This is a genomic window from Acinetobacter sp. ANC 5600, assembly GCF_002018395.1.
In the GTDB taxonomy this organism is placed as follows: Bacteria; Pseudomonadota; Gammaproteobacteria; order Pseudomonadales; family Moraxellaceae; genus Acinetobacter; species Acinetobacter amyesii.
Map to the genome: position 1 here is coordinate 92,926 of NZ_MVKW01000003.1, position 26,988 is coordinate 119,913.

Sequence of the window (26,988 nt, forward strand, 5' to 3'; positions counted from 1 at the left end):
AGAAAATAAGGCTTTACCCGCCCAAATAACTCTCAAATTAACGATGGCAGTATGACATTCTTAGTGGCTGTAATTACATTGGCCACAATTATGATGTAGAAAAGCATACTTTGCGTTTTATAGGAGATGTAGGGAGCACTCTGAAGTTCTGCACACAGTTACATCAGCTAGGGCTTCATATTAAACGTTTGCTCGACCAACCCTTAAATTTTCACTTCAGTGTTATGGATAGCGAAATCCAACTTACCCTGATGAGCACTAATTAACAATCCAATATATTCCACACCATTTAGCCATAAAAAAACCGAGGCTTGAGCCTCGGTTTTCAGTTCAACTTACGGAGAACTTAGTAAACGCCTTGAGCAAGCATTGCGTCAGCAACTTTTACGAAGCCTGCAATGTTCGCACCGTTTACATAGTTCACAGTACCATCTTCTTCAGTACCGTATTTCACGCAGTTGCGGTGAATTTCTTTCATGATCGCGTGTAGACGCTCGTCAACTTCTTCGAAAGTCCAACCCAAACGAATTGCGTTTTGAGACATTTCAAGACCAGAAGTTGCAACACCACCTGCATTTGAAGCTTTACCTGGTGCATAAAGAATTTTCGCTTCAACGAATTTCTCAACTGCAGCCAAAGTAGATGGCATGTTTGCGCCTTCAGCAACACAGATTACGCCATTAGCAAGAAGAGCTTCAGCATCAGCTTCATCTAATTCATTTTGAGTTGCACATGGCAGTGCGATATCACATTTGATTGACCAAGGGCGTTGACCTTCTAAATATTCAAAACCGTGCTTAGATGCAAATTCAGAAATACGGCCACGCTTAACGTTTTTCAATTCCATTACTTCAGCAAGAAGTTCAGTTGTGAAACCGTCTTTCACGTATACAGTACCAGCTGAGTCAGAAAGTGAAACCACTTTCGCACCTAAGTACATTGCTTTTTCAGCAGCGTATTGTGCAACGTTACCAGAACCCGAAATCGTTACAACTTTATCTTTAAAGCTATCGCCACGAGTTTTTAGCATTTCCTCAGCGAAATACACAGTACCGTAACCAGTTGCTTCAGGACGCGCAAGTGAACCACCGAAAGTTAAACCTTTACCAGTGAACACACATGCTGTGTCATTGCTTAATTTTTTCATCATACCGGCCATGTAGCCAACTTCACGGCCACCTACACCGATGTCACCCGCAGGGATGTCAGTGTTAGAACCAAGATGACGGTATAATTCGATCATTAATGCTTGGCAGAAACGCATGATTTCGCCTTCAGATTTACCTTTAGGGTCAAAATCTGAACCACCTTTACCACCACCCATAGGAAGTGTAGTTAAAGCATTTTTGAAAGTTTGTTCAAAACCTAAGAATTTAAGAATTGAAAGGTTCACTGATGGGTGGAAACGCATACCACCTTTGAATGGACCAATTGCTGAGTTGTATTGAACACGGAAAGCACGGTTAACTTGAGTTTGACCTTTGTCATCTACCCATGAAACACGGAACTGAATTGCACGCTCAGGCTCAACAAGACGTTCTAGCAAACCGTAGTCAGCATATTGTGGGTTCTTTTCGATGAATGGCCAAAGGCTCGTCATCACTTCTTCAACAGCTTGAAGAAATTCAGGTTGATGTTCATCACGTGTTTTAACGTAGTCTAGGAAGTCGTTAAGGCTGTTATATTTCAACACTTAATCCTCAGCAGATGTATGGATCAAAATTGATCACAATTTTGATCAAAGATATATTTTGGCGCAAAATATTAAATATCTTTTGTAACTAATCAGCAATAGTTTTTTTAAAAAATCTTTAAATTCTTTAAAGAACAGCGATTTAAATTGATTACTCAGATATTTTAGTTATAAATACTATTACTTTTAGGAATATTTTAATGAATTATTTTGCTCATTTATGATGCATCTATAGACCCATTTTTGCGCACAGCAATTCATACTGAAACATGCTAGAATTCAACGTCCTCTTTGGTTTTTCTCTGCCTTCATTTGTACTCGCGACTACCCATGACTTCTGAAATTTCCCTCATCCAACAAATTGATGCCCTATTGCCACAAACTCAATGTGGACTTTGTGGACACCGAGACGGCTGCTTACCCTATGCCAAAGCCATCAGTGAAGGAGAAGAAGCCAATAAATGTATACCCGGTGGTCAACCTGTGGCAGATTCACTAGCAGCGTTATTAAATCGTCCACACTTAACAGCAGAAGCCAGCGTTTGGCCAATCCAAAGTGATGGACGCCCGCAACGGGTTAAAGCTGTGATTCGTGAGGATGAATGTATTGGTTGTACCAAATGTATTAGTGCCTGCCCTGTTGATGCCATTATTGGCTCAGGCAAATTGATGCATACCGTCTTGACGGATTTATGTACGGGCTGCGAACTCTGCATTCCACCTTGTCCAGTGGATTGTATCGACCTTGTTGAAGAGCTTGATCAAGTGCCATCTGAAGCCGTTCGAATCGCAGAACAGAATGATTTACGTCGCCGCTACTATGCACATATTCAGCGTGAGGAAAAGCGCCGAATTCATCGTAAAGGCCCTATTGTACGCGCAGAAATTGATACGGAACTTTTTGCCCAATTTTCGACCCAGACAGACTCAGTACCGGTCATTGAAGTCGTGGAAAAACCTGCTACGCCAGTCGTTCAACTCGATGCAAAAACCACCATTGAACTTGCTAAAATTCGAACACAAATTAAGAAATTAGAAAAACAACTGAGTGTTCGAGAAGATGCAAAAAAACGTGAATTACTCCATACGCTAACGCTACAACTAACACAACTGCAAGGGGCTTAATCATGGCTGTTAAAAACATGACTAAGAAGCAAATTCAAACTTTTTTTGAACGCTTACGTGAGCAACGCCCCAACCCGAAAACTGAACTCAATTATAGTAGTCCATTTGAACTTTTAGTGGCTGTTACCCTATCTGCTCAGGCCACAGATGTCAGTGTCAACAAAGCCACAGATAAACTTTTTCCAGTAGCAAATACTCCTGAAGCTATTTATGCGTTAGGTGTTGACGGACTGAAGGAATATATCAAGACCATTGGCCTGTATAACTCAAAAGCGGAAAATGTCATTAAAGCCTGCAAGATTCTCATTGAGAAGCATAACAGTATCGTTCCGAATAATCGTGCAGATTTGGAAGCCTTACCCGGTGTCGGTCGTAAAACTGCAAATGTGGTGCTGAATACTGCTTTTGGTCAACCAACCATGGCCGTTGATACGCATATTTTTCGTTTAGGTAATCGTACAGGATTGGCTGTCGGCAAAAATGTTTTGGAAGTCGAACACCGACTCGTCAAAGTCATCCCCAAAGAGTTTATTGTTGATTCACATCATTGGTTGATTCTGCATGGGCGTTATACCTGTATTGCCCGCAAACCCAAATGTAATGAATGCATCGTGTCTGATGTATGTAATTGGCCCGACCGTTTTGACTTTGGCGCATTAAGACCGATTAAAACCACCCAAATTGAAGATTAATCTCTTCAATTTGGGAGTTGATGAAATTTGTAAGAATCAATTGATCGAGTTGATGCTTAATTTTTATCTTGTTCTTTTTGTTTTTTTATCAAGCTCTTGCTGCAGCTTTGGATGTAAGCGATATTGCTTCGGGCTCAGTTTAGCTTGCTCTGCTTCTTCCACTTGCACCTTACGCAACATTTTAAAGCTGACAAATAATAAGCCCAATAACACCGCTACAGCGATGATGACCATTATAACCAAAGCAAATTTCATAACAGATTCGCCCTAAAAGCCACATAAAAAAAGAGTCCCACTATGCAGTAGGACTCTTTGATTGTCAAAAATTCAAAAAAGCTGAATTATTTAGACTGATCTAAAATCGCGAACAAATCAGTTTGAACTTGATCGATTGGACGAAGACCATTTAATTTGTCATAAGTCGGTGCGTTTTCGCCAGAAGCTGCACGACCTTGGTAGAAACCAACCAATTGCTCAGTTTCAGCGTGGTAAGAACCTAAACGCTTACGAATTGTTGCTTCTTGGTCATCTGGGCGTTGAACAAGGTCTTCACCAGTTTCGTCATCTTTACCTTCCACTTTTGGTGGGTTGTAAACGGTATGATATACACGACCAGATGCTGGGTGTTGACGACGACCAGATAAACGTTGAACGATTTCTTCGTCAGGTACATCGATTTCAATTACGTGATCGATGCTGATACCTTCGTTTTCAAGCGCTTCAGCTTGTGGAATCGTACGTGGGAAACCGTCGAAAATGCAGCCGTTGACACAGTCAGGTTGAGCAATGCGTTCTTTTACAAGACCAATAATAAGCTCATCAGATACAAGGCCGCCATTATCCATGACGCTTTTAGCTTGTAGACCTAATTCAGTACCTTCACGAATCGCAGCACGGAGCATATCACCGGTTGAAATTTGTGGGATATCGTAGCGCTTACAGATCAACTGAGCTTGTGTCCCTTTACCTGCTCCAGGTGGTCCGAGTAATATAATGCGCATAAAAAAACATCCTCATTTTAAACATTGTATATGACGCTATGTAGTGATCTAAACCCAAGATTCAGATCATCTTCCAGCATCTAATTATAAGAAAGCCACAAACAAATGTATTGTACCCGCGATAAAACCGGTTACACCACCCAAGACAATTAAAATCCATTCGTCTTCCTGAAATGCAGGACGTAATAGATTTTGAAATTCTTTCGGTGTTAGCTCACGAATACGGTCTCTAAACATTTGAAAGATTTTCTGTGCACGGCTCGCATTAAACGCAGGGTCGCATACAGGCACCATCGTAATTTCAATTGAGCGATCGATCAAGTCTGTCTTGAGTTTTGCGTACTCTTTTGGACCTAAAGACAACTGTAATGAGGTACGAACCAGTGGAGATTCCATAATTTCATTAATATGACGTTTCACAATGCGACGGGTCTTATCTTTCTTCCCGCCATACATCATTTCGGTCATGATGGATTTTAACGTAATTAGGTCTTCTGTGACTACACTTGCGAATACATCCGAAACTTCTTCTTGGCGTTTCATAAACGCCCCTTGAACATTGTACGTTCCAATACGTGGAATCACAGGTTTAATCCAAGGGAATTTACGATCTTTAGTTAATTCAAATAATTGCAAATACTTAACAGGGTGCGGCTCAATGGGATTAAATACCATCCAGATGGCAATCCAGTTGGTCAAAAAGCCCCAGATTGCTGCCCAAAATGGAACCGTCCAATGCCAAGGCACCACAAACCAAACGATCATCTGGAAGATACCAAAGAACATCCCAATCAAGGCACTGATATGCCAAATAAAGTTGATTTCTTTTTGGCCAACTTTAAGAAACATACGCACCATCAAGAGACGATCTGCTTCCATTTGACTCACCACCATTTCACGCATATCAACAAGTGACTCTACGTTCATGGTCAGTTCGGTCACGAGTTCTTTTAAGGTATTTGGCAGCTGTTTGTGTGCTTGGGCATAAATACGACGTTTAATCGAATACGGTAGGTTTTCCCAAAGCACCGCATTTCGGTCTAGCATGACTTCATCAATCAAATGTTCAAGCTCAAAGCCAACTTGTTCACCAATGATGCGCGCCATGTCCTCAGGATCCATTGCATCCAAAAACTCACGCAAGGAACCCAATTTAGACAATGTATTATCCGTAATAATGCCAGAAATACGTCCAGCTTTTCTTGGCACAATCCCCTGCCATCCCACGGGTAATGGACCTAAATGGAATCCCCAGAAACTAATCGGGTAAAATACCATTTTCAGTGCCATCCAAACGTGTGCCCAGGTAACGAATGCGGTAACGGGGATAATACTCAGCACAGCCCAAAAATCGGGACGTTGCAAAAAGGTTTGCCACAATTCGTTAACGTACTCAAGCATGCATAACTTCCATATTTAATTTTATTCAGTGAGTGCGGTTATAAAATAAAGTTGATTATTTTCACTACAAACCAAAACTTAAAGTATATGAGATTTGTAGTCTCGGTTCGGTTTCCACAATCACATTACCTGATTTGTCTTCTAATTTTTCACCCGCACCCAAGCCTACACTAAACGTACTAATACGCTCGGCACTCAACATCACATAAGCAAGATCGATACCACCACCTAAACGCGCTTCATCTTCACCATCTACTTTCTTGGAGTCGATGTGGCCCGCATAAGCTCCGATATAATAACCATTTTTATCTTTGCCAGTGAAATGAACGGGGTAACGAAAGCCGACTTGCCCACCAGGTGTTTTATCATCGTTCAAGAAAACACCAGCTTTTGCATAGGCAATGCCATATGGGTTTACCCACTCACCATTCACGTGAATAATTTTTTGAGTAAAACCTGCTCCAACATTCCATGGTTGATAACCCTTACCTGTTAACTTTGCCTCAGGTAAAAATGAATTGTCATTGGCATGTGCGATGCTTCCGAGCATCATAAATGCAAGCAATGGATATAATTTATTCATTGTTTTCACAAACTTCCTTAGTATTATTTTTTGGAATATTCCTTTTTTATACGTTTCGACTTTAGCAGAATAATATGAACTGTTATACACAAAGCCCCATATTTTTCATGTCTGCAAAGTCAAAATATAGACTGCAATCACAGCAGAGTCGTTTTTATTTATCAAAAAAATGTCAGTTGCGCTAGAATATGCCTCTTCCGTTATTTTAGCTCTCAGTCTTTAAGTCGATCGCGTATGAAGCAGCATTATCCTTTAAAAAATGTCCAGCAAGAAAAGCGGATTTATCGTAATCGCGTGGTGATTTCGATAGGGATTGTTTCCTTCTTTATGCTGTTGCTTGTGGCACGTTATGCATATTTGCAAATCAAGAGTTATGAGACCTTTTCGACTGCGGCAGATCAAAACCGAATTCGACTGCAACCGCTTGCACCCTCACGTGGTTATATCTATGACCGTAATGGTGTGTTATTAGCCGATAATTATCCGGTTTTCTCAGCAACCATGAGTCGTGCGGATGTTGAAGACATTGATGATACCGTTGAACGCCTAACGCCTCTGTTAGAACTGACAGATGAAGACATCGAACGCTTTAAAAGTCGAATTAAAACCTCTAAAAAGACTGAACGCGTTTCGATTAAACTGAATTTAAATGAAAATGATATCGCCCGTTTTAGTGAGGTGAAATATCAATTCCCGGGTGTCAATATAGAGACCCAAATGACTCGCTACTATCCACATGGTGAACTGTTTGCCCATGTGATTGGCTACGTAGGTCGTATTAATGACAAAGAACTAAAAACGATTGATAAAGATTTATACGCTGGCTCAAACCTGATCGGTAAAATTGGCGTTGAAAAATCATACGAACAACTTTTACATGGTATGCCGGGAAATGAGTCGGTTGAAGCCGATGCCTTTGGTAATGTGTTACGACATCTAGGTCGTAAAGATCCGATTCGTGGTAATGACTTATATTTATCCCTAGATTATGGACTGCAAATGGTCGCGTCAGAGCAGCTTGCAGGTCGACGTGGTGCAATTGTTGCGATTGACCCACGTACTGGAGAAATTCTTGCTCTCGTTTCTAGTCCAAGTTTTAATCCTAACTTATTTGTTACCGGGATTAGCAGCAAAGATTATTCTGAACTGCGTGATAGCCTCGATCAGCCATTATATAACCGTGCTGTACAAGGGGCTTATCCACCGGGTTCAACGATTAAGCCAATGTTTGGTCTAGGTGGTATTCATTATGGTCTAGTGGATTGGAGTACTGCCATTTCAGATCCGGGCTATTTCACGCTTCCGGGTGACAGCCATCGTTTCCGTGACCACAAAAAAACTGGTCATGGCTCAGTTAATTTACACAAAGCTCAAGTCATTTCCTGCGATACCTATTTCTATGTCTTGTCCTATCGCATGGGCATTGAAAAAATGAATACTTGGATGCGTCAGTTTGGCTTCGGTGAAAAAACCGGTGTAGATTTACCAAGTGAAAGTACGGGGCTATATCCAAATCCTGAATGGAAGCTCCGCACACGGAAGTCCAACTGGCTTAAAGGTGAAACAATTTCCGTCAGTATTGGTCAGGGTGCATTTACTGCAACACCATTACAACTGGCGATGGCGACTGCTATTACCGCCAATCAAGGCTCACATGTTACACCTCACGTTTTGCGTGAAAGTAAAGGCGCTAAGGTTCATAAAGTCCATAACGCCCCGAATGGTCGCATTCAATTTAATGGTAAACCAGATGATTGGATCAAAATGCGTGATGCCATGATTGATGTGGTTCAAACAGGGACCGGTCGTGGTATTCGTACCCCAATGTATCAAATCGCAGGTAAAACAGGGACCGCACAAGTTAAAAGTATTGCCCAAGGTAAACGCTATAACGAGTCCTTATTGACAGAGCGTCAGCTTGACCATGGTTTATTTGTTGGTTTTGCCCCTGCGGAAAAACCTGAAATTGCGATTGCAGTCGTTTGGGAAAATGGTCGTCACGGTGGTTCTGCTGCTCAAATTGCGAAACCGATGTTTGACTACTGGTTATTAACACGTAAAAAGAATCCAATTCGTCCTGCAGGCCATCAAATTAGCGGTGGTCTCATGACTGCAGGTCTAAAACCGAGTGAGTTACCAAGCGGCTCGAATATTTTATCAGCCGATCCAAATGCGAGCCCAACAGCTCAACAGAACAACAGTGCAACTCAACAATCGAATACTGCAAATACCCCACCTCGTGCTGCCAGTGCAGCACATGCAACCGATGAGGAATAATTCATGAAAAATCAATTAAGAATCATTGGGGGTGAATGGAAACGCCGTCAACTGCCTTTTGCCAGTATTGATGGTTTACGCCCTACACCTGACCGTGTGCGCGAGACATTATTTAACTGGGTCATGTGGGATGTTCAAAATGCCAAAGTCCTCGACCTCTGTACAGGTTCAGGGGCATTATCGTTTGAAGCACTCTCACGTGGTGCAGCAGAAGCCGTTTTAATTGAACCTGATCGCACCCAAGCGAAGTTTCTCATGGACAATTTAGAACTCTTAAGGGTGAGTAAACAACGTGTGCAACTCAAAAACATGACGGCACAACAAGCCATTCCTAACTTGAAAGACCAATTTGATCTGATTTTCTTAGATCCCCCTTATAGTCTTGATTTATGGCAAGAACTTGCTGAGTTGGTCGATCCGTACATTTCAGACAATGGTTTAATTTATATCGAAGCTGATCGTGATCTTGCTCAGTTAAAACTCCCGAGCAGTTGGCAGCAAATTAAACAAACCAAAGCTGGAACGGTGCGTGCAGGCTTATATAAAAAGGCTTAATGTAGATGCACATAAAAAAGGACGCCAATGCGTCCTTTTTTATTACTTGAAAATCATTAAACCTGTGGTCGAAGTGGACGCTGGCTGTTAAATCCACCTGTGGTTTTAACTTTATCCACGTGCGTCACTTTTGGACGTTGTTGCTGTGGTTTTTGCTGCTGGGGCTTGCTTGTATTGGGTTTAGCCGAAGTCTGAGGCTTTGAGCTTGGACGCTGCACATTTGACGGATGCTGAGATGAAGAATTGTGTACATTCGGTTTATGCGCATTTGGTTTATATATATTGTCTGGACGGTTATTCGAATTCGGTCGTGGTGAGTTTGGTCGATGTTGCGGGCTATTCACTCGACCATATGAGCGGTCATAACGCTGACTTGAGTCATAGCGCTGTCCATATGAACCACCATATTGATTTGCATAGCCATATTGATTCGAATGGTATCGGCCATCATCAAATGGCGCCACGACACACCCTGTAAATGTAATTGCAACCACAGATAGCAAAGCAACTTGTTTAAGCATGTGTAGCACTCCTCTTTGATGAAGAGCATTTTCACTTATCGAAATGAATTTAATTGGAAGTCTGTGTACATCTGCTGTATTTAAATATTCATGTTCTATTCATGATTTGATGTCCAATTTTGCTACATTTACTCAGTCAGCCACATTTATATAGAAAAATTCACTACAATAGCGCCACGTATTTCAAAGCTGTAATTTAATGACTTGGCTGATTTTTATTCTTGGTGCCATCTTTGCGGGATTCGTACAAGGATTAACAGGGTTTGCATTCGCCCTTATCGCAATGTCATTTTGGGTTTGGATACTTCCCCCGCAAATAGCAGCACCCTTGGTCGTCTGCGCTTCAATTTATAGCCACTTCATTTCCTTATCATCAGAACGCAAAAACATTCCGATCAATAAAAAAATCATTTATCCCTATTTAATTGCAGGAATTTTAGGTGTACCACTCGGTACCTATTTATTAGACAGCATTAATCCAGATACATTTAAATTGGTTTTGGGCGCTTTTTTAATGTTTTGGTGCCCAATTTTATTTTTTAATCCAAAATTTTCATTCATCCAAAAGACAGGGAAATGGGCGGATTCTAGTATCGGATATATTGCTGGAATCTTGGGTGGTCTTGGAGGTTTTTGTGGCGCATTACCCTCTGCATGGCTCATGCTGAAAAATACACCCAAAGCAGAACAACGCTATATTTTGCGACATTTCAATTTAGCTATTCAGCTCGTCACACTCATTAGCTACCTATTACAAGGAATCATCCATCGCGAACATCTGCCCTATTTAGCCGTGCTGTTGGTGGTTATGGCTTTTCCAGTGATTTTTGGTGCCAAACTTTTTTATCGCATTTCAGAACGCCAATTTAAACATATTGTATTAGGTCTTCTATTCTCTTCAGGCTGCTTCTTGGTGACGATGAGTATCTTAACCTGATGACTCCAAACCTAAAGATATTTGTCCAAATTGTTCTAACAAAAAGCCTTTTCAGTTAGACATTCACATCTTGTAACAATGACACAGTTCACATTTAAATAAAAATTAGCCAAATGGTAAAAAAGTGATTAATTTTTTTGTCGAAAATTAATAGAATATTGCACCTCATAATTTTGCTTAAAATAAAACCATGAAAAAGTTCATCCTGCTTGCAGGTGTGACTCTGCTTAGCGGCTGTATGTTTGGCACGTCCAGCGAAATTAAAAAAGCTGAAAAACTACTCTCCCATTTTCAATGCAATAATATTGAAAGTTCACATATGACTCATAGCTCGATTACAACTTTCCATGAAGAAAAACTAGCATCAAGCAAACAAAAAGTCGTGTCTTATATCGATAGCTATAAGCAAGGCGAAAAGTTATTTCGTATCCCGCTCATCGATGTGGTTGACCAGCAATACATTATTTATAAGGCGGCATGTCAAAATCTGGGCGGTATCCATCCCGATTTTCATGATTAAATTCAATATAAAAGTCTAAACAAAATCATCTAAACGTAAAAAGGACAGCCGATGCTGTCCTTTTTTATTGGATGGTTAGATTAGTAATAGCGTGTATCGACACTGAATTTTTCAGGAAATTTGGCATGAATTTGCGCGTAAAAATCCATGATTTCAGCCATATCTTTTTCATAATCGCCTGTAGGATAAACAATTTTACCCACACCCGTTTTTTTCTGCGCATAGTCCATATAGGCTAAAGCAATCGGCACACCTGCTTGCATGGCAACATGATAAAAACCGGTTTTCCACTTCTCTTGTTTGGCGCGTGTCCCTTCAGGCGTTACCAACATGACTAATTTCGGATGATGCTTAAATAAGTCAGCCATGAGCTCAACCATACTTTGACGTGCTTCACCATCTTGTTTTGGACGACGATTAATACCAATTCCGCCCATAGCACGTACAAAAGGCCCAAACGGGAATTTCATATAACTGTCTTTAATCGTGATACGAACATTTACCCCTAAAGCTTTCAGGGCAAGGCGTGCATAAAGTGCATCCCAATTACTGGTATGTGGCGCTGCAATCATGACACATTGGTCAATATTTAAATCCCAATGGTTATCAATTTGCCACCCCATTAAGTTCAGACTTTTTTCCGCTGTTTTTTCAAACACAATTTGCACCGACAGTTTTTTCTATGCCGCAGAGTTTAACAACGCAAAATAATTATAAAAGCCTATATTGTTCAGTTATTCACCAATTAATATATAAATGTCCTTTAGCGTTCATTTTTAGGTAAGTCACCAATATTTCACTATTTACGAATATTTAAAATCAAATGTCTGTTTTGATGTATTAACCAAACACACAATTGTTAACAAGAAAAGGCTATTTTTCTTGAGCAATAAAAGCCACGCTTAGCATTATATTGGGTACGTACGGTGTATAAATCTCATGAAAAAACTAATCCTCGCTCTCTGTATGGTCAGTGCAACCTTAACGGCATGTTCAAAAACCAGCAATGAATCTGAAACTGCGACACCACCAGATAATAATGTCATTGCCAATACAGACGCAGCCTCAGAAAGTCCGATTGCCACAGGTGATAACACCGAAAATGCACTTGATTGGGCAGGTGAGTATAAAGGGATTCTACCTTGCCATGATTGCAAAGGGATTGAAACTGAACTTGAACTCAAACTTGATAAGAGCTATGAACTCAGCCAAGAGTTTTTAGGTAAACCTGCGAACACTGAAAATAAAGTGAAAGGCAGTTTTAAGTTCTTGCCAGATCAACCTGGAATGATTCAACTTGATGCCGAGGGCGACAATCGAATTTACTTTGTAGGTGAAAACTTTATTGAGCTTCGTGGTGATAAAGGTGAAAAACTAGAAATGCCTGAAGTAAATCTTAAACTCACCAAAAAGCTTGATTAGTGTTTTATTTTAACTAGGATTGTTATAAAAAAATCCCCGCAAGTAGCGGGGATTTTTTAGATCGGATGATCAGTATGAATTACATCATACCGCCCATGCCACCCATACCGCCCATATCAGGCATAGCAGGTTTGTCTTCTGGGATTTCAGTAATCATACATTCAGTTGTAAGCATTAAGCCCGCAACAGATGCAGCATGCTCAAGCGCAGAACGTGTTACTTTAGCTGGGTCAAGAATACCCATTTCTAACATATCGCCATACTCTGAAGTCGCAGCGTTATAACCGAAGTTACCTTCACCGTTTTTCACAGCATTGATTACAACTGATGGCTCATCACCAGAGTTTGCAACGATTTGACGAAGCGGTGCTTCAATTGCACGACGTAAAATGTTGATACCAACATTTTGGTCATCGTTAGCACCAGACACACCTTCAAGTGCTTTTGCAGCACGTACAAGTGCAACACCACCACCTGCTACAACACCTTCTTCAACTGCAGCACGAGTTGCATGAAGTGCATCGTCAACGCGATCTTTCTTCTCTTTCATTTCAACTTCAGTTGCAGCGCCGATTTTGATTACAGCAACACCGCCTGCCAATTTAGCAACGCGTTCTTGAAGTTTTTCTTTGTCGTATTCTGAAGTTGATTCTTCAATTTGAGCACGAATTTGAGTTACACGTTCAGCAATTTGCTCTGCAACACCTGCACCATCAACAATTACTGTATTTTCTTTAGAAACAGTAACTTTATGCGCTGTACCTAAGTGCTCAAGTGTAGTTTGGTCTAAAGACATACCAACCTCTTCAGAAACTACAGTCGCGCCAGTTAAAATCGCGATGTCTTGAAGCATCGCTTTACGACGATCACCAAAACCAGGTGCTTTAACAGCACAAACTTTGATAATGCCACGCATGTTGTTTACAACAAGAGTTGCAAGTGCTTCACCTTCAACATCTTCAGCAATGATAAGAAGCGGTTTACCTGTTTTAGCAACAGCTTCAAGTACAGCAATTAATTCGCGGATGTTGCTGATTTTTTTATCAACAAGAAGAATGTATGGGTTTTCAAGTTCAGCTGTTAGTGTATCTTGCTTGTTTGCAAAGTACGGGCTGATGTAACCACGGTCAAACTGCATACCCTCTACAACATCTAGAGAATCTTCAAAGCCTGAACCCTCTTCAACTGTAATTACACCCTCTTTACCAACTTTTTCCATTGCTTGAGCAATAAGTTTACCAACAGTGGTGTCAGAGTTCGCAGAAATAGAACCTACTTGTTCAATCGCTTTAGAGTCAGATGCAGGTTTTGCAGTCGCTTTAATTTCAGCAACTACAGCTTTAACCGCGATGTCGATACCGCGTTTAAGATCCATTGGGTTCATACCCGCAGTTACTGATTTAATCCCTTCATTAAGGATTGCTTGTGCAAGAACAGTTGCAGTTGTTGTACCGTCACCCGCGATGTCGTTGGTTTTTGAAGACACTTCACGAACTAACTGAGCGCCCATGTTTTCAAACTTGTCTTTTAACGTGATTTCTTTAGCAACAGAAACACCATCTTTAGTGATGTGCGGTGCACCGAAAGAACGGTCGATGACAACGTTACGGCCTTTAGGACCTAAAGTCACTTTTACAGCATCTGCAAGTACATTTACACCCGCGATCATTTTTGAACGCGCTGAATCACCAAATTTTACGTCTTTAGCTGACATGTCTAACTCCGAATCTTTTTAAAATTTTTAACAATTTATGATGAATAAAAGGGTCTAAATGCGTGTACGAAACTTAAGCTTCAAGTACCGCTAAGATGTCAGACTCTTTCATAATAAGAAGCTCTTCGCCTGCTACTTTTACTTTTGTACCGGCATAAGTGCCAAACAATACGTTGTCACCAACTTTAACGTCTAATGCACGTACGCCATTGTCAGTTACTTTGCCATTACCTACAGCGATTACTTCGCCTTGAGCAGGTTGTTCAGCTGCTGAAGTACTTAAAATAAGACCACCAGCAGTTTTAGTTTCCTTTTCAACACGGCGAATCACAACGTTGTCATGCAAAGGACGAATATTGCTCATAGTTAACTCCAGACTAAGTCTATTTACTAGATAAAAGACGATGACATTTTGATTTCCGTAAGCCATCGACAAAAAATAATTTAGATGACACTTTTGTGGGGATGGAAAAAAACCCTTCAAGGGCAAAATTTAATTTTTTTCATTTTTTTGTATTTTTTTTCTTCAAAATTTAAATTTAAAGGATTAAAGCTCATCCAAAATATGAGTACTAAGATTTTCTTCGAATATTTTTAACTTTGAATTATAAAAATAATGCTGCACATTCATCTGCTCATCAATGACATTAAAACTGTTGGCAAGGTTATCGTGTAGGCGATATGACGTTGCAGTTCCAGCATGAATATCCCAAACTGGATGCGCAGCACCTAAAGCATAAATCTGATTGAGGTCATAGCTGGCTGGAACATGTAAATGCCCATGCAATAAACCATTTAAACCGTGTTGACTCCACTGTTCGAGTGCCAAACGCCCTTGAACAGGACAATCTTTCACACCATGCGGGTCATTGGGCGGCGTATAAAAAGGTTGATGCGCTATGATTAATTTTACTTTATTGGGCGGCGCATGTTTAAGTAATTTCTCGACATGATGTATTTGCTCGAGCGATACATGCCCTCGCGTATGGTAACGACGGCGAATACTATTGATCCCAATTAAATAAAAATGCTCGGTTTCCAGTACATTTTCCATGGCACCAAAAAAAAGTTGATAACGTGCAAAAGGGCTAAAAACACGGTTCCATAAATGATATAACGGAATATCATGATTCCCCGGCACAACGATATAAGGCAGCTTTAAGCTTTCTAAAAATTGCTTACATGCATAAAACTGACGATAACGCGCACGTTGGGTCAAGTCTCCACTGGCAACCACGGCCTCGATACGCTGTTCACGACAAAATTGCTGAATAGCGCGCAAACACTCTGGCTTTTCAGTGCCGAAATGCAGATCAGACAGATGCAGTATCATGTGGCACCCGTATCTTTAAGGCTTGTTTTTGCACTCGAATTTTAAGCGGCGGTTTCATTTCTACAATCTCACCATCCACAGCAACGGTCATTTTTTTTCGTTGGGTATGTATCGTGACTTCATCAGCGGCGAAACTATACACATCTGGTGCATTGTCGATATTGCCACGGATCAATTGCCATAAAATTTTAAATAGCGTTTTCTTATCACTTTTTGCGACCACCACACCTGCAACTTTACCCGCCTCTGCATCCTTAGCAATTTGCAAGTTTAAATCGGCCAATTGCAATTGATTATTGCCAAAAAAGATCAAGGGCGTTTTGACTGGATAAATATGATGATCCACTTCTATTTCCAATTTCAGCTCTTTACGATCTCGAATCAGCACATCCAAACCTGAGGTATAAGCATGCAATGGGAAACGCCCAAACTTTTGATTATAAAATTCTCTTTTTTGTATAAATAAAGGATACAAGCCCAAACTGGCATTGTTTAAATAGATATGTTCATTGATTTGCGCCACGTGCACCTGTCGATTATTGCCTGTCGCAATCACCTGTGCCGCTTGAATTAAATCGAGAGGAATATTGAGTACCCGCGCCACATAATTAAATGTGCCCAAAGGTAAGACCCCCATAGGAATATCGGTATGCATCAACTGATGAGCAACAGCATTTAAGGTTCCATCACCACCTGCAGCAACCACAACACCCAAATTATCAGGGTCTTTATGGCGTGCAAATACCTTGCTCATTAAAGTATCAAAACTCGCTTCCTGCCCAAGCTCAAATGACTGTATTTCGAAATTATGATCGGATAATATCCGCACAAGTTCCTCGTAGACTTCATCTTTGTTTGCAGCATGAAATCCTGATTTTTTATTATAGATAATAGATAAAGGCTTGGCTTGTTTAATCACTTTTTATACATCTTGGCCGCTTAGTATTGTATTTTGTCGAATTTAACAGCAAATAATAGCGCCTTTATGTAAAAATCGAATTACCACCATTTATTTAATCAATAATAATTCTCAAATATCAATTACATGCAACTTTTTGTTTTTATTAAAAATAACTATATAAAATATTGTCCATCACGTTAATAAATAAAGTTAAAATTTATAACATCATATGTTAAGTTATTGTATTTTATCTATATTTAATATAAATAGCATTAACTACCAAAAAAAATCTACCACTTCTTTAGTCTTATTTTTTTTATGATTTTATGCTTTAATACAGCCACTTTTTTTTCATCTTTTATCTGCATGATGTATCCCATGATGCAGATTATACTTTGTACGGTTAGTACATTTTTGAGATAGGCCTCACCATGACCCAAGTGAACGCACCAGAATTCGTTCGTCACCCTAAGCTCATTGCTTGGGTGGAAGAAATTGCCAAATTAACCAAACCAGCAAAAATCGAATGGTGTGACGGTAGCGCAGAAGAATATCAACGTTATATCGACTTGATGATCGCTAACGGCACTATGCAAGAACTTAACCAAGAAAAACATCCTGGTTCTTACCTTGCTAATTCTGATCCTTCTGACGTTGCTCGTGTTGAAGGTCGTACTTACATCTGTTCTGAAAAACAAGAAGATGCAGGCGCAACAAACAACTGGGAAGCTCCAGCTGAAATGCGTGCTCGTCTGAATGGTTTATTTGACGGTTCAATGAAAGGCCGTACTTTGTACGTAGTTCCTTTCTCTATGGGTCCTTTAGGTTCTCATATTGCTCACATCGGTATCGAACTTACTGATTCTCCTTACGTTGCTGTAAGCATGTCTAAAATGGCTCGTATGGGTAAAGCTGTTTATGACGTACTTGGTACTGACGGTGACTTCATTCCTTGCGTACACACTGTTGGTGCTCCGCTTGAAGAAGGTCAAAAAGACGTTGCTTGGCCTTGCAACCCTGAAAAATACATCGTTCATTACCCAGAAACTCGTGAAATCTGGTCTTACGGTTCTGGTTACGGCGGTAACGCATTGTTGGGTAAAAAATGCCTAGCTTTACGTATTGCATCTTCTATGGGTCGTCAACAAGGTTGGTTAGCTGAACACATGCTCATCCTTGGTGTGACCAACCCACAAGGCGAAAAACACTACATCGCAGCTGCATTCCCTTCTGCTTGTGGTAAAACAAACTTCGCGATGTTGATTCCACCAGCGGGTTACGAAGGTTGGAAAATTGAAACTGTAGGTGACGATATTGCTTGGATCAAACCAGGTGAAGATGGTCGTTTATATGCAATCAACCCTGAAGCTGGTTTCTTCGGTGTAGCTCCTGGTACAAATACCAAAACTAACCCGAACTGTATGGCAACTCTTCATAAAGACGTAATCTATACAAACGTTGCTGTGACTGACAACGGTGAAGTTTGGTGGGAAGGTCTGACTAAAGAAGCGCCTGCTAACTTGACTAACTGGAAAGGTCAACCACACACCGGCGAAGAAAAAGCAGCTCATCCAAATGCTCGTTTCACTGTTTCAGCTGGTCAATGTCCTTCTATTGATGCTGACTGGGAAAATCCAGCAGGTGTTCCAATTTCTGCGTTCATCTTCGGTGGTCGTCGTGCAGACACAGTGCCTCTAATTTCAGAAGCATTTGACTGGGTTGACGGTGTTTACAAAGCTGCAACTATGGGCTCTGAAACAACTGCTGCTGCTGTTGGTCAACAAGGTATTGTTCGTCGTGACCCATTCGCAATGCTTCCATTTGCGGGTTACAACATGGCTGACTACTTCTCTCACTGGTTAGAACTTGGTGAAGAAGTTGCTGCTAAAGCTAAAGCTGCTGGCAATAAACTTCCTGGTATCTACAACGTGAACTGGTTCCGTCGTGATGCTGAAGGTAACTTTGTATGGCCTGGTTTCGGTCAAAACATGCGTGTTCTTGAGTGGATCATTGACCGTTGTGAAGGTCGTGCAGACGCTGTTGAAACACCTATCGGCCTTGTTCCAACATACGAACAATTGAACTGGACGGGTTCAGACTTCACTAAAGAGCAATTCGAGCTTGTAACTTCTCAAGATAAAGATCAATGGATTAAAGAACTTGAAAGCCACACTGAATTGTTCAACAAACTTGGTGATCGCTTACCAAAAGCACTTAAAGTACGTCAAGACGAACTTTTAGAAGCTGTAAAAAAATCTGCTTAATCGGCCTTTAATTTCCCTCCATTAAAAGAGGGATTAAGAAAGATTTAAAAGACCGCCTTGCGCGGTCTTTTTTATATCAACTAAGCCACATCTTGAGCTTTTTGCTTTATACGTATTGCCATTAAGTACTCGTCCAAAACATCAACTTCAGATGCACTGAATTGCAAATATAAGTTTGTGCGTCTTTGCAAAATATCTTCAGAGCTTCTCGCCCACTCATGCTCAACCAAATAATCTACTTCTTGAGCATACAAGCCATGCCCGAAGTTTTGCCCAAGCTCATCAATCGAAGTTAAATGATTCAGCAAAATCCAGACACGTGTTCCATAAGCATGCGCCCAACGACTTGCTAGACTGCTTGAAACACCTTTAACATTTTGTTGGATTTCAACTATCAACTGCTCGATTGATTCTAAATTTTCCGCACCAGGTAATGCTGTATCAGCAGTCCAAGGCTTGGATCGATGATGAAAAACAGTTTTAAGCTGATCTAGCGCCGCTTCTGCGAGTTTTCGATAGGTGGTGAGCTTGCCACCAAAGATTGAAAGTAATGCAGCACCTTCTACATCGGTCAGTGCTAATGTGTAATCTCGCGTGACTGCTGCTGGATTATCTGATTCATCATCACACAGCGGACGCACACCTGAATAGGTTGAAATGATGTCCGTTTGCGTCAATTGAGTTTTAAAGTGATCATTTGACACATCAAGCAAGTAATCGATTTCTTCTTGGCTTATCTTTACTCGATTTGGGTCTGCATGATATTCACGATCTGTCGTGCCGATCAAGGTATATTGTTCTAAATATGGGATCGCAAAAACAATGCGATGATCATCATTTTGCATAATAAAAGCTTTATCACCATCAAAGAGCTTTGCAACGATGATATGGCTACCTTGTATTAAGCGTATACCATAAGGTGACTCTTGCTTTAAACCCTGTTTTATAAAGTCAGCAACCCAAGGACCTGCCGCATTCACCAATACTTTAGCCTGCACATTTTGCAAACCCTTGGTATTTTTTAAACACACTTGCCAAATGCCAGCTTTACTGTATGCATTTAAACATTCTGTTCGAGTCAGAACCTTTGCACCATATTCCCGTGCTTGTATCGCATTGAGTACAACCAAGCGTGCATCATCCACAGCGCAGTCGGAATATTCAAACCCTCGGGTAAATCTAGGTGCTAAAGGACTAACTTCCACATCAAATTCAATTCCATTGGAGCCTGCAAGCTGTTCTCGCTTACCCAAATAATCATAAAAGAATAATCCAGTACGAATTAGCCAAGCCGGTCGTAAATGCGGTTCATGCGGCATGATAAAACGCATCGGTCGAATAATATGGGGGGCTTTTTTAAGGAGAACTTCGCGTTCTGCCAGTGCCTCACGTACCAAACGAAATTCTTTATGTTCTAAATAGCGAAGACCACCATGAATTAATTTGCTACTTGCAGATGAAGTATGGCTCGCGAGATCATCTTTTTCGCAAAGCAAAACACTTAAACCACGCCCCGCTGCATCACAAGCAATACCAACACCATTGATTCCACCACCAATGACCACCATGTCATATATTAATTGTTGTTGTGTATTCATCGCTCCCTCCCACTATATCTTTTTATTCAACAATGCTTCGTTTTCTTTGCTTTATTATTTTTCTCATTGATCATCATTTTTTGATCAAGATACCTATTTTGGTCACGATATCCTTACGCTGAGTTTTTGTATTCCTCATTAAATGAGAAGTTATATTTTAAATGTACGTTTAAACGGTTGCTGGCTCAAGTATGAAATCAATCATTTTAAGGCCCAAACCATTATTCAAAGCAAAATTCATGACAAGTTGTTGATTTGTACACTTTTTAAACAAAACCTCTTTTTTAGTTTACATTTCATGCTTTTCGATACGCATAAGATATTTTCACACAATAAAAAAGATGGATTTTAAAATGACGGAAGAAATTGTTACTCAATCAAATTTAGATACAAAGACCCGAGTAAAATCCATTCTCGGAGGTTCAGCAGGTAATCTTGTTGAATGGTACGATTGGTATGTCTATGCGGCATTCACCCTCTATTTCGCCCATGCTTTTTTCCCTCAGGGCAGCCAGACTGCACAACTTCTCCAAGCCGCGGCCATCTTTGCAGTGGGCTTCCTCATGCGGCCCATTGGTGCATGGATTATGGGGATCTATTCAGACAAAAAAGGTCGAAAGTCAGGTTTAACCCTCTCCGTCACACTTATGTGTATCGGCTCATTGATGATTGCTATTTCTCCAACACATGACCAAATTGGTATTTTGGCGCCGATTATTCTTGTGGTTGCACGACTAATTCAAGGTTTAAGTGTCGGAGGAGAATATGGCGCCAGTGCGACCTACCTTAGTGAAATGGCTGACCGCGACCGTCGTGGTTTTTTTTCAAGCTTTCAGTATGTGACACTGATTGCAGGTCAGTTGACTGCACTGTGCGTACTACTTATTTTGCAATGGTTGCTGACCGAAGAACAATTGCATGATTGGGGCTGGCGTATTCCATTCTTTATCGGTGCGTGTTTAGCGGTAGTGGTTTTCCGTATTCGACGTGGCCTACTAGAAACTCAATCCTTTAAAAATGCACAAGAGCAAAAGGACCAGCCTGAATCAGGCTTATTTTCTCTATTTAAGCATTATCCGAAAGAAGCATTCACGGTGTTATTTTTAACAGCTGGGGGTACATTGGCTTTTTATACCTACACCACCTATTTGCAAAAATATCTGGTCAATACCTCTGGCTTTAGTAAACCTGAGGCCACGCAAATCACCACTTTAGCACTGTTTATTTTTATGTGCTTACAGCCACTTGCAGGCGGTCTATCCGATAAAATTGGTCGTAAGCCTCTAATGATTGCCTTCGGGATCTTAGGGGTGCTGTTCACCTATGTTCTATTTAGTGCCTTAGGACAAACTCAAGATTATTGGACCGCATTTTGGCTCTGTCTCGCAGGTCTAGTGATTGTCACGGGATACACCTCGATCAATGCGGTTGTAAAAGCAGAAATGTTCCCTGCACATATTCGCGCATTGGGTGTTGCGCTGCCTTATGCACTTGCAAATACCATCTTTGGTGGTACGGCAGAATTCTTTGCGCTAAGTTTTAAAGAAGCTGGTCACGAGTCATGGTTTTTCATCTATGTAACCATCATGATTTTTATTTCGTTATTGGTCTACGTCTTTATGAAAGACACCAAACACCATTCCAAAATTCAGGAGCATTGATCAGGTTCATTTGATGATGACTTATTGATCAAGCTGATCAAAAACAGCATATTTTTCCAATCAAAGCCTCAACTTATGAGGCTTTGTTGTTTTCATTTAGTCGTGAAAAATGTATCTGCTCAAAAAAATCGCATTTTATAGACTAAAGTCGCATGATTTTATGCGACAACAGGAGTATAAATTAAATAAATATAGTTCCATCTCCCATTTCGACAAAATATATTGATTTAAACTTTTCCCAAAGAGTTTAAATGGATATGTTTTGCATTCATTCCTTGGAGAATGATGTGTCAAACTCATCTGAGCCAGTTGTTCCTGAACAATTGGATAGAAAAACTCGTGTCAAATCTATCCTCGGCGGATCTGCCGGCAACCTCGTTGAATGGTACGACTGGTATGTCTACGCTGCCTTTACCCTTTACTTTGCACCGCAATTTTTCCCTGACGGTGACAATACTGTAAAACTCTTACAAGCAGCTGCAGTCTTTGCACTCGGTTTCTTAATGCGTCCAATCGGCGCATGGGTCATGGGTATTTATGCTGACCGTAAAGGTCGTAAAGCAGGTTTAACGCTGTCTGTATCGTTGATGTGTGTCGGCTCACTGATGATCGCATGTGCACCAACCTACGATTCTGTAGGGATGCTCGCACCCGCTATTCTACTTTTAGCGCGTTTACTCCAAGGCTTAAGTGTTGGTGGTGAATATGGTTCTAGTGCCACCTATTTGACTGAAATGGCAGGTAAAAACCATCGTGGTTTCTTCTCAAGTTTCCAATATGTCACACTGATTTCAGGTCAGCTATTGGCTCTTTGCGTTTTAATTATCTTACAACGCAATTTCTCAGAACAAGCTTTAACTGAATGGGGCTGGCGTGTTCCGTTCTTCATCGGTGCATTACTCGCTATTGTGGTGTTCTGGATTCGTCGCGGTTTAGTTGAAACTCAATCCTCTAAAGAAGCTCAAGAACAAGCTAAAAATGGTGGTCCAAAATCAGGTGCTTTAGCGTTATTTACCAAATACCCTAAACAAGCCTTCACTGTGATCATGTTGACTGCCGGTGGTACTTTAGCGTTCAACACTTTTACCACATATTTACAAAAATATTTGGTCAACACGTCTGGCTTTGAAAAAACCACAGCAACTGAAATTACCACTGCTGCAATTTTCATCTTCATGCTTTTACAACCTGCTGTCGGTGCGCTTTCAGATAAAATTGGTCGTAAGCCAATTATGATCGCCTTTGGTGTGCTTGGTGTGCTGTTTACCATTCCTATTTTCAATGGTATCGGTTCAACTACCAGCCCAACCACAGCATTTATGCTTTGCATGAGCGGTATGGTGATTGTCACTGGTTATACTGCGATTAATGCCGTAGTAAAAGCAGAGTTGTTCCCTGCACACATCCGTGCCCTAGGTGTTGCATTGCCTTATGCCATTGCAAATACACTCTTTGGTGGTACCGCAGAACTTGTAGCTTTGAGCTTCAAAAATGCAGGCCATGAAAACTACTTCTTCTACTACATTACACTCATGATTGGTTTATCTTTAATTACCTATGTCTTCATGAAAGATACTAAAAAACATAGCATGATCACTGACGATTAATTCGCTCAGCCCTGCTATTCCACTTAAGCTCATCAAAGCCTATTTTGATGAGCTTTTTTTATCTGCATTTCCATCTATTTAACGTTTCATCTGTATCAAAGATTTAATCAAACTTCTTTGGCTTTCTTGGTTTTCGCCATCGAGTCGACAGACGGACTATGGCATACTGAACATACAAATACACACGGCGAATGAATGATGAAAAATATTTACAAAGTTTTAAGTTTGGGTATTGTTGCAATGTCGATGGCTGCTTGCCAAAGCACTCCACGTGCTTTTAATGGTCAAACGGGCTTTCAAATAGAGTCCAAATCTGCAGATAGCGCAACACTTGCATATACTTTAGCGGGTCGCCAAAACCAACAACTGGATGCCAATAAATTACAGCGTGCTTGCCAAAAAGTATTAAATACGCAAAAGACCTATAAATTACAAATCTTAAGCGTGAACGAAATTGCAAATCCTGCTTTGGAAAATACCCAGTACGGCCGTCAAATTGGTAATACACGTGCGAACTTCGGTCTATCAAATACTCCTGATCTACGTAACTCTGAAAACTTAGGCGCGCGTGATGCACTCGATGCTCGCCCTGCCACCTTACGTGTGGTTCGCTATACCTGTTCTTAATCAAATTTGCTGTTCAAAATATAAAAAATAAGACGCTTTAAGCGTCTTATTTTTTATGGGTTCAATATTTATAGGGTTTTATAAAAACTCACATTTCGAAACTCAGGTGATTCATCCAAATCAGGCCATGTCGTCGCGCTTCGTTCATCGAGTTTTTCATATTTAGGATGACTAAAGTTTTTCACACGACTGTCTGCCACCCACACTTCTGGAGCAAACTTTAAAAATTCATCCAAAAAGAAACGGTTGCATTGGTCATATAGCACATCGGCAGCCAATAAAATATCGACTTGTTCGGCTTTATACAGATCGTCTAAATATTCGAGTTCAACATTATTCAGCTCAGCATTCGCACGGCAAGCATCTAGGCTTACTTGATCGATATCACAGCAGATCACGCGTTTCGCCCCTGCCATTTTCGCGGCAATCGCCACCACGCCTGAACCTGCACCAAAGTCCAACACCACTTTATCTTTGACATGATGCGGCTCTGCCAACAACCACTGCGCCATTGCAAGCCCTGAAGCCCAACAAAAGATCCAATACGGCGTATCATTCCATATACGGCGAATGACTTCATCATCCAATTTATCGGTTGGAAATACAGGCGGTATCAACCATAAAGAAATGGGGGTTTCAGGTAACTGTTGTGCATGTAATTCACAATGCGGAATAACTTCATGCAGTGCTTTCAGTAAATGTTCAGGGGCTTTGGGGAATTGGAAAGTACAGCTCATATTAAGCCTTGGAGATGATTTTATTTGAATTTATAAACGTATTAGATATGCGACATCGTCATCTGCTGCTGTGCGAGACAGACCTTAATCGAATGAACACTGTTTCTGCGATACCATTAATCAAAAGACTGATTCTGTCGAGTTCAGCAGATGACAAATGGTTTTGGTTACTTTTGCCGAAACAAAAGTAACATACGAGCTTCTTACATTTTAGTCACAACGGTAAGACTCCGTTGTGACTTTAATATCATTTTATTAAAAGATTAACCCAACGCTTTTTCAGCAGCTTCAACAGTTTGACGAATCAACGTTGTAATGGTCATAGGGCCTACACCACCCGGAACTGGCGTATACGCAGAAGCAACTTCTTCAATACCCACCAATTGGATATCACCTACACCGCCGCCATCACGTGGATGAAAGCCAGCATCAACAACCACTGCACCTGGTTTGATCCAATCTTTTTGAATCAATTCTGCTTTACCTACCGCACCCACAATAATGTCAGCTTGCTTAACAAAGTCAGCTAAGTTTTGAGTACGTGAGTGGCAAGTGGTCACTGTTGCATTCGCTTCAAGTAGCATCGCAGACATTGGTTTACCCAAAATTGCAGAACGACCCACAACAACCGCGTGTTTACCTGCGATTTCAATATTGTTTTCTTTTAGAATGGTCATGATACCTGCAGGAGTCGCAGAACCATATGCTGCTTCACCCATTGCCATACGACCAAAACCTAAGCAAGTTACGCCATCTACGTCTTTTTCAAGAGAGATCGCATCGAAACATGCACGCTCATCAATTTGAGCAGGTACTGGGTGTTGTAACAAAATACCGTGAACATCTGGGTTTGCATTTAATTTTTCAATTTCAGCAAGTAATTGTTCAGTTGTAGTTTCTTTAGGAAGCTCAACTTTTAATGAATCCATACCAACACGGCGGCAAGCATTCCCTTTCATACGTACATAAGTTGCAGATGCACCATCGTCACCTACCAAAATAGTCGCAAGAATTGGGGTACGACCAGTTTTCTCTTTTAGCGCTTCTACGCGAGTCAACAAGTCAGCTTCAATTTTCTTCGCCAATGCACGACCATCTAAAACTAATGCCACGGCACTTCTCCAAGTGATGATATGAATCAATTTTGCACATAATACATGATTATTTTAAATTTTTTACCTTGTATGCTGCTTTTATGCTCATACAGATGAATCTGCTATTGTTTTTTTTTCAGAGCTTGCTAATATACGCATCAACAAGACATGGCGGGGTGGCAGAGTGGTCATGCAGCGGACTGCAACTCCGTGTACGCCGGTTCGATTCCGACCTCCGCCTCCAATCTTGTTAAGCCCGAGTGGTGAAATCGGTAGACACAGGGGATTTAAAATCCCCCGCCCACAAAGCGTGCCAGTTCGAGTCTGGCCTCGGGCACCATTCTTCTTCTATTGAAGATGGTGTAATAAAGAACCCAGCGATAAGCTGGTTTTTTTATGCCTAAAATTTAGCAACAGATGTTACGCACGTAAAAGTAATTTCACATTATTTACCGATATTTAAATCTACTCGACAGAGTCTTACATCTAGGGATTGAATAAAGGGATTAGCCTTCGGCTGGAGGTACTTTTGTTTCGGCAAAATGAGAAGCGAAGCTTCGCAAGGAAACCATCTTGCGGTGCAATGCACCTCACCGACAAAACTCGTTCACTAGCGTCTACTTATTCAAAGTATTGCAAAAACATTTTTGATTAAAAACAACCCTATCTCATACACTTGCGGATGACCTTACCGCGTATCATTCTTTTATTTGAATTAAATTGTG

25 protein-coding genes and 2 tRNA genes are annotated in these 26,988 nt (G+C 40.8%); 13 read left to right on the top strand and 14 right to left on the bottom strand.

Going from position 1 to position 26,988, the window contains the following annotated elements; all coding sequences use genetic code 11:
- Positions 1-346: 346 nt before the first annotated feature.
- Positions 347-1,693 (bottom strand): NADP-specific glutamate dehydrogenase, encoded by a 1,347-nt coding sequence (gene gdhA / locus B1201_RS07365; RefSeq protein ID WP_227591817.1) that lies wholly within the window; start codon positions 1,691-1,693, stop codon positions 347-349.
- Between the two features lie 330 nt (positions 1,694-2,023).
- Between gdhA and B1201_RS07370 the strand changes: the two genes are divergently transcribed.
- Both B1201_RS07370 and nth read left to right on the top strand, forming a co-directional pair.
- Positions 2,024-2,818, top strand: coding sequence for an RnfABCDGE type electron transport complex subunit B (locus tag B1201_RS07370; RefSeq protein ID WP_078192954.1), 795 nt, complete (start codon positions 2,024-2,026; stop codon positions 2,816-2,818).
- 2 nt (positions 2,819-2,820) lie between these two features.
- A complete protein-coding gene (nth, locus tag B1201_RS07375) occupies positions 2,821-3,510 on the top strand; it encodes an endonuclease III (RefSeq protein ID WP_078192955.1) in 690 nt (229 codons plus the stop codon).
- Positions 3,511-3,573: 63 nt separating this feature from the next.
- Here the strand turns inward: nth and B1201_RS07380 are convergent, their stop codons facing one another.
- The 4 genes from B1201_RS07380 to B1201_RS07395 all read right to left on the bottom strand — a co-directional run bounded on the left by B1201_RS07380 (position 3,574) and on the right by B1201_RS07395 (position 6,495).
- Positions 3,574-3,765 (bottom strand): hypothetical protein, encoded by a 192-nt coding sequence (locus B1201_RS07380; RefSeq protein ID WP_078192956.1) that lies wholly within the window; start codon positions 3,763-3,765, stop codon positions 3,574-3,576.
- Positions 3,766-3,851: 86 nt separating this feature from the next.
- A complete protein-coding gene (gene adk / locus B1201_RS07385; RefSeq protein WP_078189866.1) occupies positions 3,852-4,511 on the bottom strand; it encodes an adenylate kinase in 660 nt (219 codons plus the stop codon).
- 84 nt (positions 4,512-4,595) lie between these two features.
- Positions 4,596-5,912, bottom strand: a complete 1,317-nt coding sequence (locus B1201_RS07390; RefSeq protein ID WP_078192957.1) for a hypothetical protein — start codon at positions 5,910-5,912, stop codon at positions 4,596-4,598.
- Between the two features lie 64 nt (positions 5,913-5,976).
- The gene (locus tag B1201_RS07395) at positions 5,977-6,495 is read right to left on the bottom strand and encodes a hypothetical protein (protein WP_078192958.1); all 519 of its coding nucleotides are present in this window, start codon (positions 6,493-6,495) and stop codon (positions 5,977-5,979) included.
- A gap of 234 nt (positions 6,496-6,729) precedes the next feature.
- Here B1201_RS07395 and mrdA point away from each other — a divergent pair, with 234 nt between their 5' ends.
- Both mrdA and rsmD read left to right on the top strand, forming a co-directional pair.
- A complete protein-coding gene (mrdA, locus tag B1201_RS07400; protein WP_078192959.1) occupies positions 6,730-8,772 on the top strand; it encodes a penicillin-binding protein 2 in 2,043 nt (680 codons plus the stop codon).
- A gap of 3 nt (positions 8,773-8,775) precedes the next feature.
- The gene (gene rsmD, locus B1201_RS07405) at positions 8,776-9,327 is read left to right on the top strand and encodes a 16S rRNA (guanine(966)-N(2))-methyltransferase RsmD (RefSeq protein WP_078192960.1); all 552 of its coding nucleotides are present in this window, start codon (positions 8,776-8,778) and stop codon (positions 9,325-9,327) included.
- A 56-nt stretch (positions 9,328-9,383) separates the two neighbouring features.
- Here the strand turns inward: rsmD and B1201_RS17050 are convergent, their stop codons facing one another.
- Positions 9,384-9,848 carry a hypothetical protein gene (locus B1201_RS17050; protein WP_078192961.1) on the bottom strand — a complete coding sequence of 155 codons (465 nt, stop codon included), beginning with the start codon at positions 9,846-9,848 and terminating at the stop codon, positions 9,384-9,386.
- A gap of 199 nt (positions 9,849-10,047) precedes the next feature.
- Between B1201_RS17050 and B1201_RS07415 the strand changes: the two genes are divergently transcribed.
- A complete protein-coding gene (locus B1201_RS07415; RefSeq protein WP_078192962.1) occupies positions 10,048-10,785 on the top strand; it encodes a sulfite exporter TauE/SafE family protein in 738 nt (245 codons plus the stop codon).
- A gap of 190 nt (positions 10,786-10,975) precedes the next feature.
- Positions 10,976-11,305, top strand: coding sequence for a hypothetical protein (locus B1201_RS07420; protein ID WP_078192963.1), 330 nt, complete (start codon positions 10,976-10,978; stop codon positions 11,303-11,305).
- 80 nt (positions 11,306-11,385) lie between these two features.
- On the opposite strand, the gene B1201_RS07425 is transcribed toward B1201_RS07420, so the two are convergent.
- Positions 11,386-11,964: a 1-acyl-sn-glycerol-3-phosphate acyltransferase gene (locus tag B1201_RS07425; protein ID WP_171263760.1), complete on the bottom strand. Its 579-nt coding sequence runs from the start codon at positions 11,962-11,964 to the stop codon at positions 11,386-11,388.
- A 280-nt stretch (positions 11,965-12,244) separates the two neighbouring features.
- Between B1201_RS07425 and B1201_RS07430 the strand changes: the two genes are divergently transcribed.
- Complete coding sequence (locus tag B1201_RS07430) at positions 12,245-12,727, top strand: copper resistance protein NlpE (RefSeq protein WP_078192964.1); 483 nt, start codon at positions 12,245-12,247, stop codon at positions 12,725-12,727.
- A gap of 79 nt (positions 12,728-12,806) precedes the next feature.
- Here B1201_RS07430 and groL read toward each other — a convergent pair whose 3' ends face one another.
- The 4 genes from groL to B1201_RS07450 all read right to left on the bottom strand — a co-directional run bounded on the left by groL (position 12,807) and on the right by B1201_RS07450 (position 16,693).
- Positions 12,807-14,441, bottom strand: a complete 1,635-nt coding sequence (groL, locus tag B1201_RS07435) for a chaperonin GroEL (RefSeq protein ID WP_078192965.1) — start codon at positions 14,439-14,441, stop codon at positions 12,807-12,809.
- A gap of 73 nt (positions 14,442-14,514) precedes the next feature.
- On the bottom strand, positions 14,515-14,805 hold the full coding sequence (locus B1201_RS07440) for a co-chaperone GroES (protein WP_078192966.1): 291 nt from the start codon (positions 14,803-14,805) through the stop codon (positions 14,515-14,517).
- A 183-nt stretch (positions 14,806-14,988) separates the two neighbouring features.
- A complete protein-coding gene (locus tag B1201_RS07445) occupies positions 14,989-15,774 on the bottom strand; it encodes a metallophosphoesterase family protein (protein ID WP_078192967.1) in 786 nt (261 codons plus the stop codon).
- On the bottom strand, positions 15,755-16,693 hold the full coding sequence (locus B1201_RS07450; RefSeq protein WP_078192968.1) for a diacylglycerol/lipid kinase family protein: 939 nt from the start codon (positions 16,691-16,693) through the stop codon (positions 15,755-15,757). Before B1201_RS07450 ends, B1201_RS07445 begins: the two co-directional genes overlap by 20 nt.
- 413 nt (positions 16,694-17,106) lie before the next feature.
- Here B1201_RS07450 and B1201_RS07455 point away from each other — a divergent pair, with 413 nt between their 5' ends.
- Entirely contained in the window at positions 17,107-18,939 is a 1,833-nt protein-coding gene (locus B1201_RS07455) for a phosphoenolpyruvate carboxykinase (GTP) (protein WP_078192969.1), read from the top strand.
- 80 nt (positions 18,940-19,019) lie between these two features.
- Here B1201_RS07455 and glpD read toward each other — a convergent pair whose 3' ends face one another.
- The gene (glpD, locus tag B1201_RS07460) at positions 19,020-20,537 is read right to left on the bottom strand and encodes a glycerol-3-phosphate dehydrogenase (RefSeq protein WP_078192970.1); all 1,518 of its coding nucleotides are present in this window, start codon (positions 20,535-20,537) and stop codon (positions 19,020-19,022) included.
- A gap of 341 nt (positions 20,538-20,878) precedes the next feature.
- Between glpD and B1201_RS07465 the strand changes: the two genes are divergently transcribed.
- The 3 genes from B1201_RS07465 (at position 20,879) to B1201_RS07475 (ending at position 24,432) form a co-directional block, all read left to right on the top strand.
- Entirely contained in the window at positions 20,879-22,198 is a 1,320-nt protein-coding gene (locus B1201_RS07465) for an MFS transporter (RefSeq protein ID WP_078192971.1), read from the top strand.
- Between the two features lie 287 nt (positions 22,199-22,485).
- Positions 22,486-23,805, top strand: coding sequence for an MFS transporter (locus B1201_RS07470; protein WP_078193295.1), 1,320 nt, complete (start codon positions 22,486-22,488; stop codon positions 23,803-23,805).
- A gap of 198 nt (positions 23,806-24,003) precedes the next feature.
- A complete protein-coding gene (locus B1201_RS07475) occupies positions 24,004-24,432 on the top strand; it encodes a hypothetical protein (RefSeq protein ID WP_078193296.1) in 429 nt (142 codons plus the stop codon).
- A gap of 68 nt (positions 24,433-24,500) precedes the next feature.
- Here the strand turns inward: B1201_RS07475 and B1201_RS07480 are convergent, their stop codons facing one another.
- Together B1201_RS07480 and folD are read right to left on the bottom strand one after the other, a co-directional pair.
- Positions 24,501-25,169 (bottom strand): class I SAM-dependent methyltransferase, encoded by a 669-nt coding sequence (locus B1201_RS07480; RefSeq protein ID WP_078189884.1) that lies wholly within the window; start codon positions 25,167-25,169, stop codon positions 24,501-24,503.
- A 263-nt stretch (positions 25,170-25,432) separates the two neighbouring features.
- The gene (gene folD / locus B1201_RS07485; RefSeq protein WP_078192972.1) at positions 25,433-26,281 is read right to left on the bottom strand and encodes a bifunctional methylenetetrahydrofolate dehydrogenase/methenyltetrahydrofolate cyclohydrolase FolD; all 849 of its coding nucleotides are present in this window, start codon (positions 26,279-26,281) and stop codon (positions 25,433-25,435) included.
- 152 nt (positions 26,282-26,433) lie between these two features.
- Here folD and B1201_RS07490 point away from each other — a divergent pair.
- Positions 26,434-26,507, top strand: a tRNA-Cys gene (locus tag B1201_RS07490).
- A gap of 10 nt (positions 26,508-26,517) precedes the next feature.
- Positions 26,518-26,603 (top strand) — tRNA-Leu (locus B1201_RS07495).
- Positions 26,604-26,988: the final 385 nt, after the last annotated feature.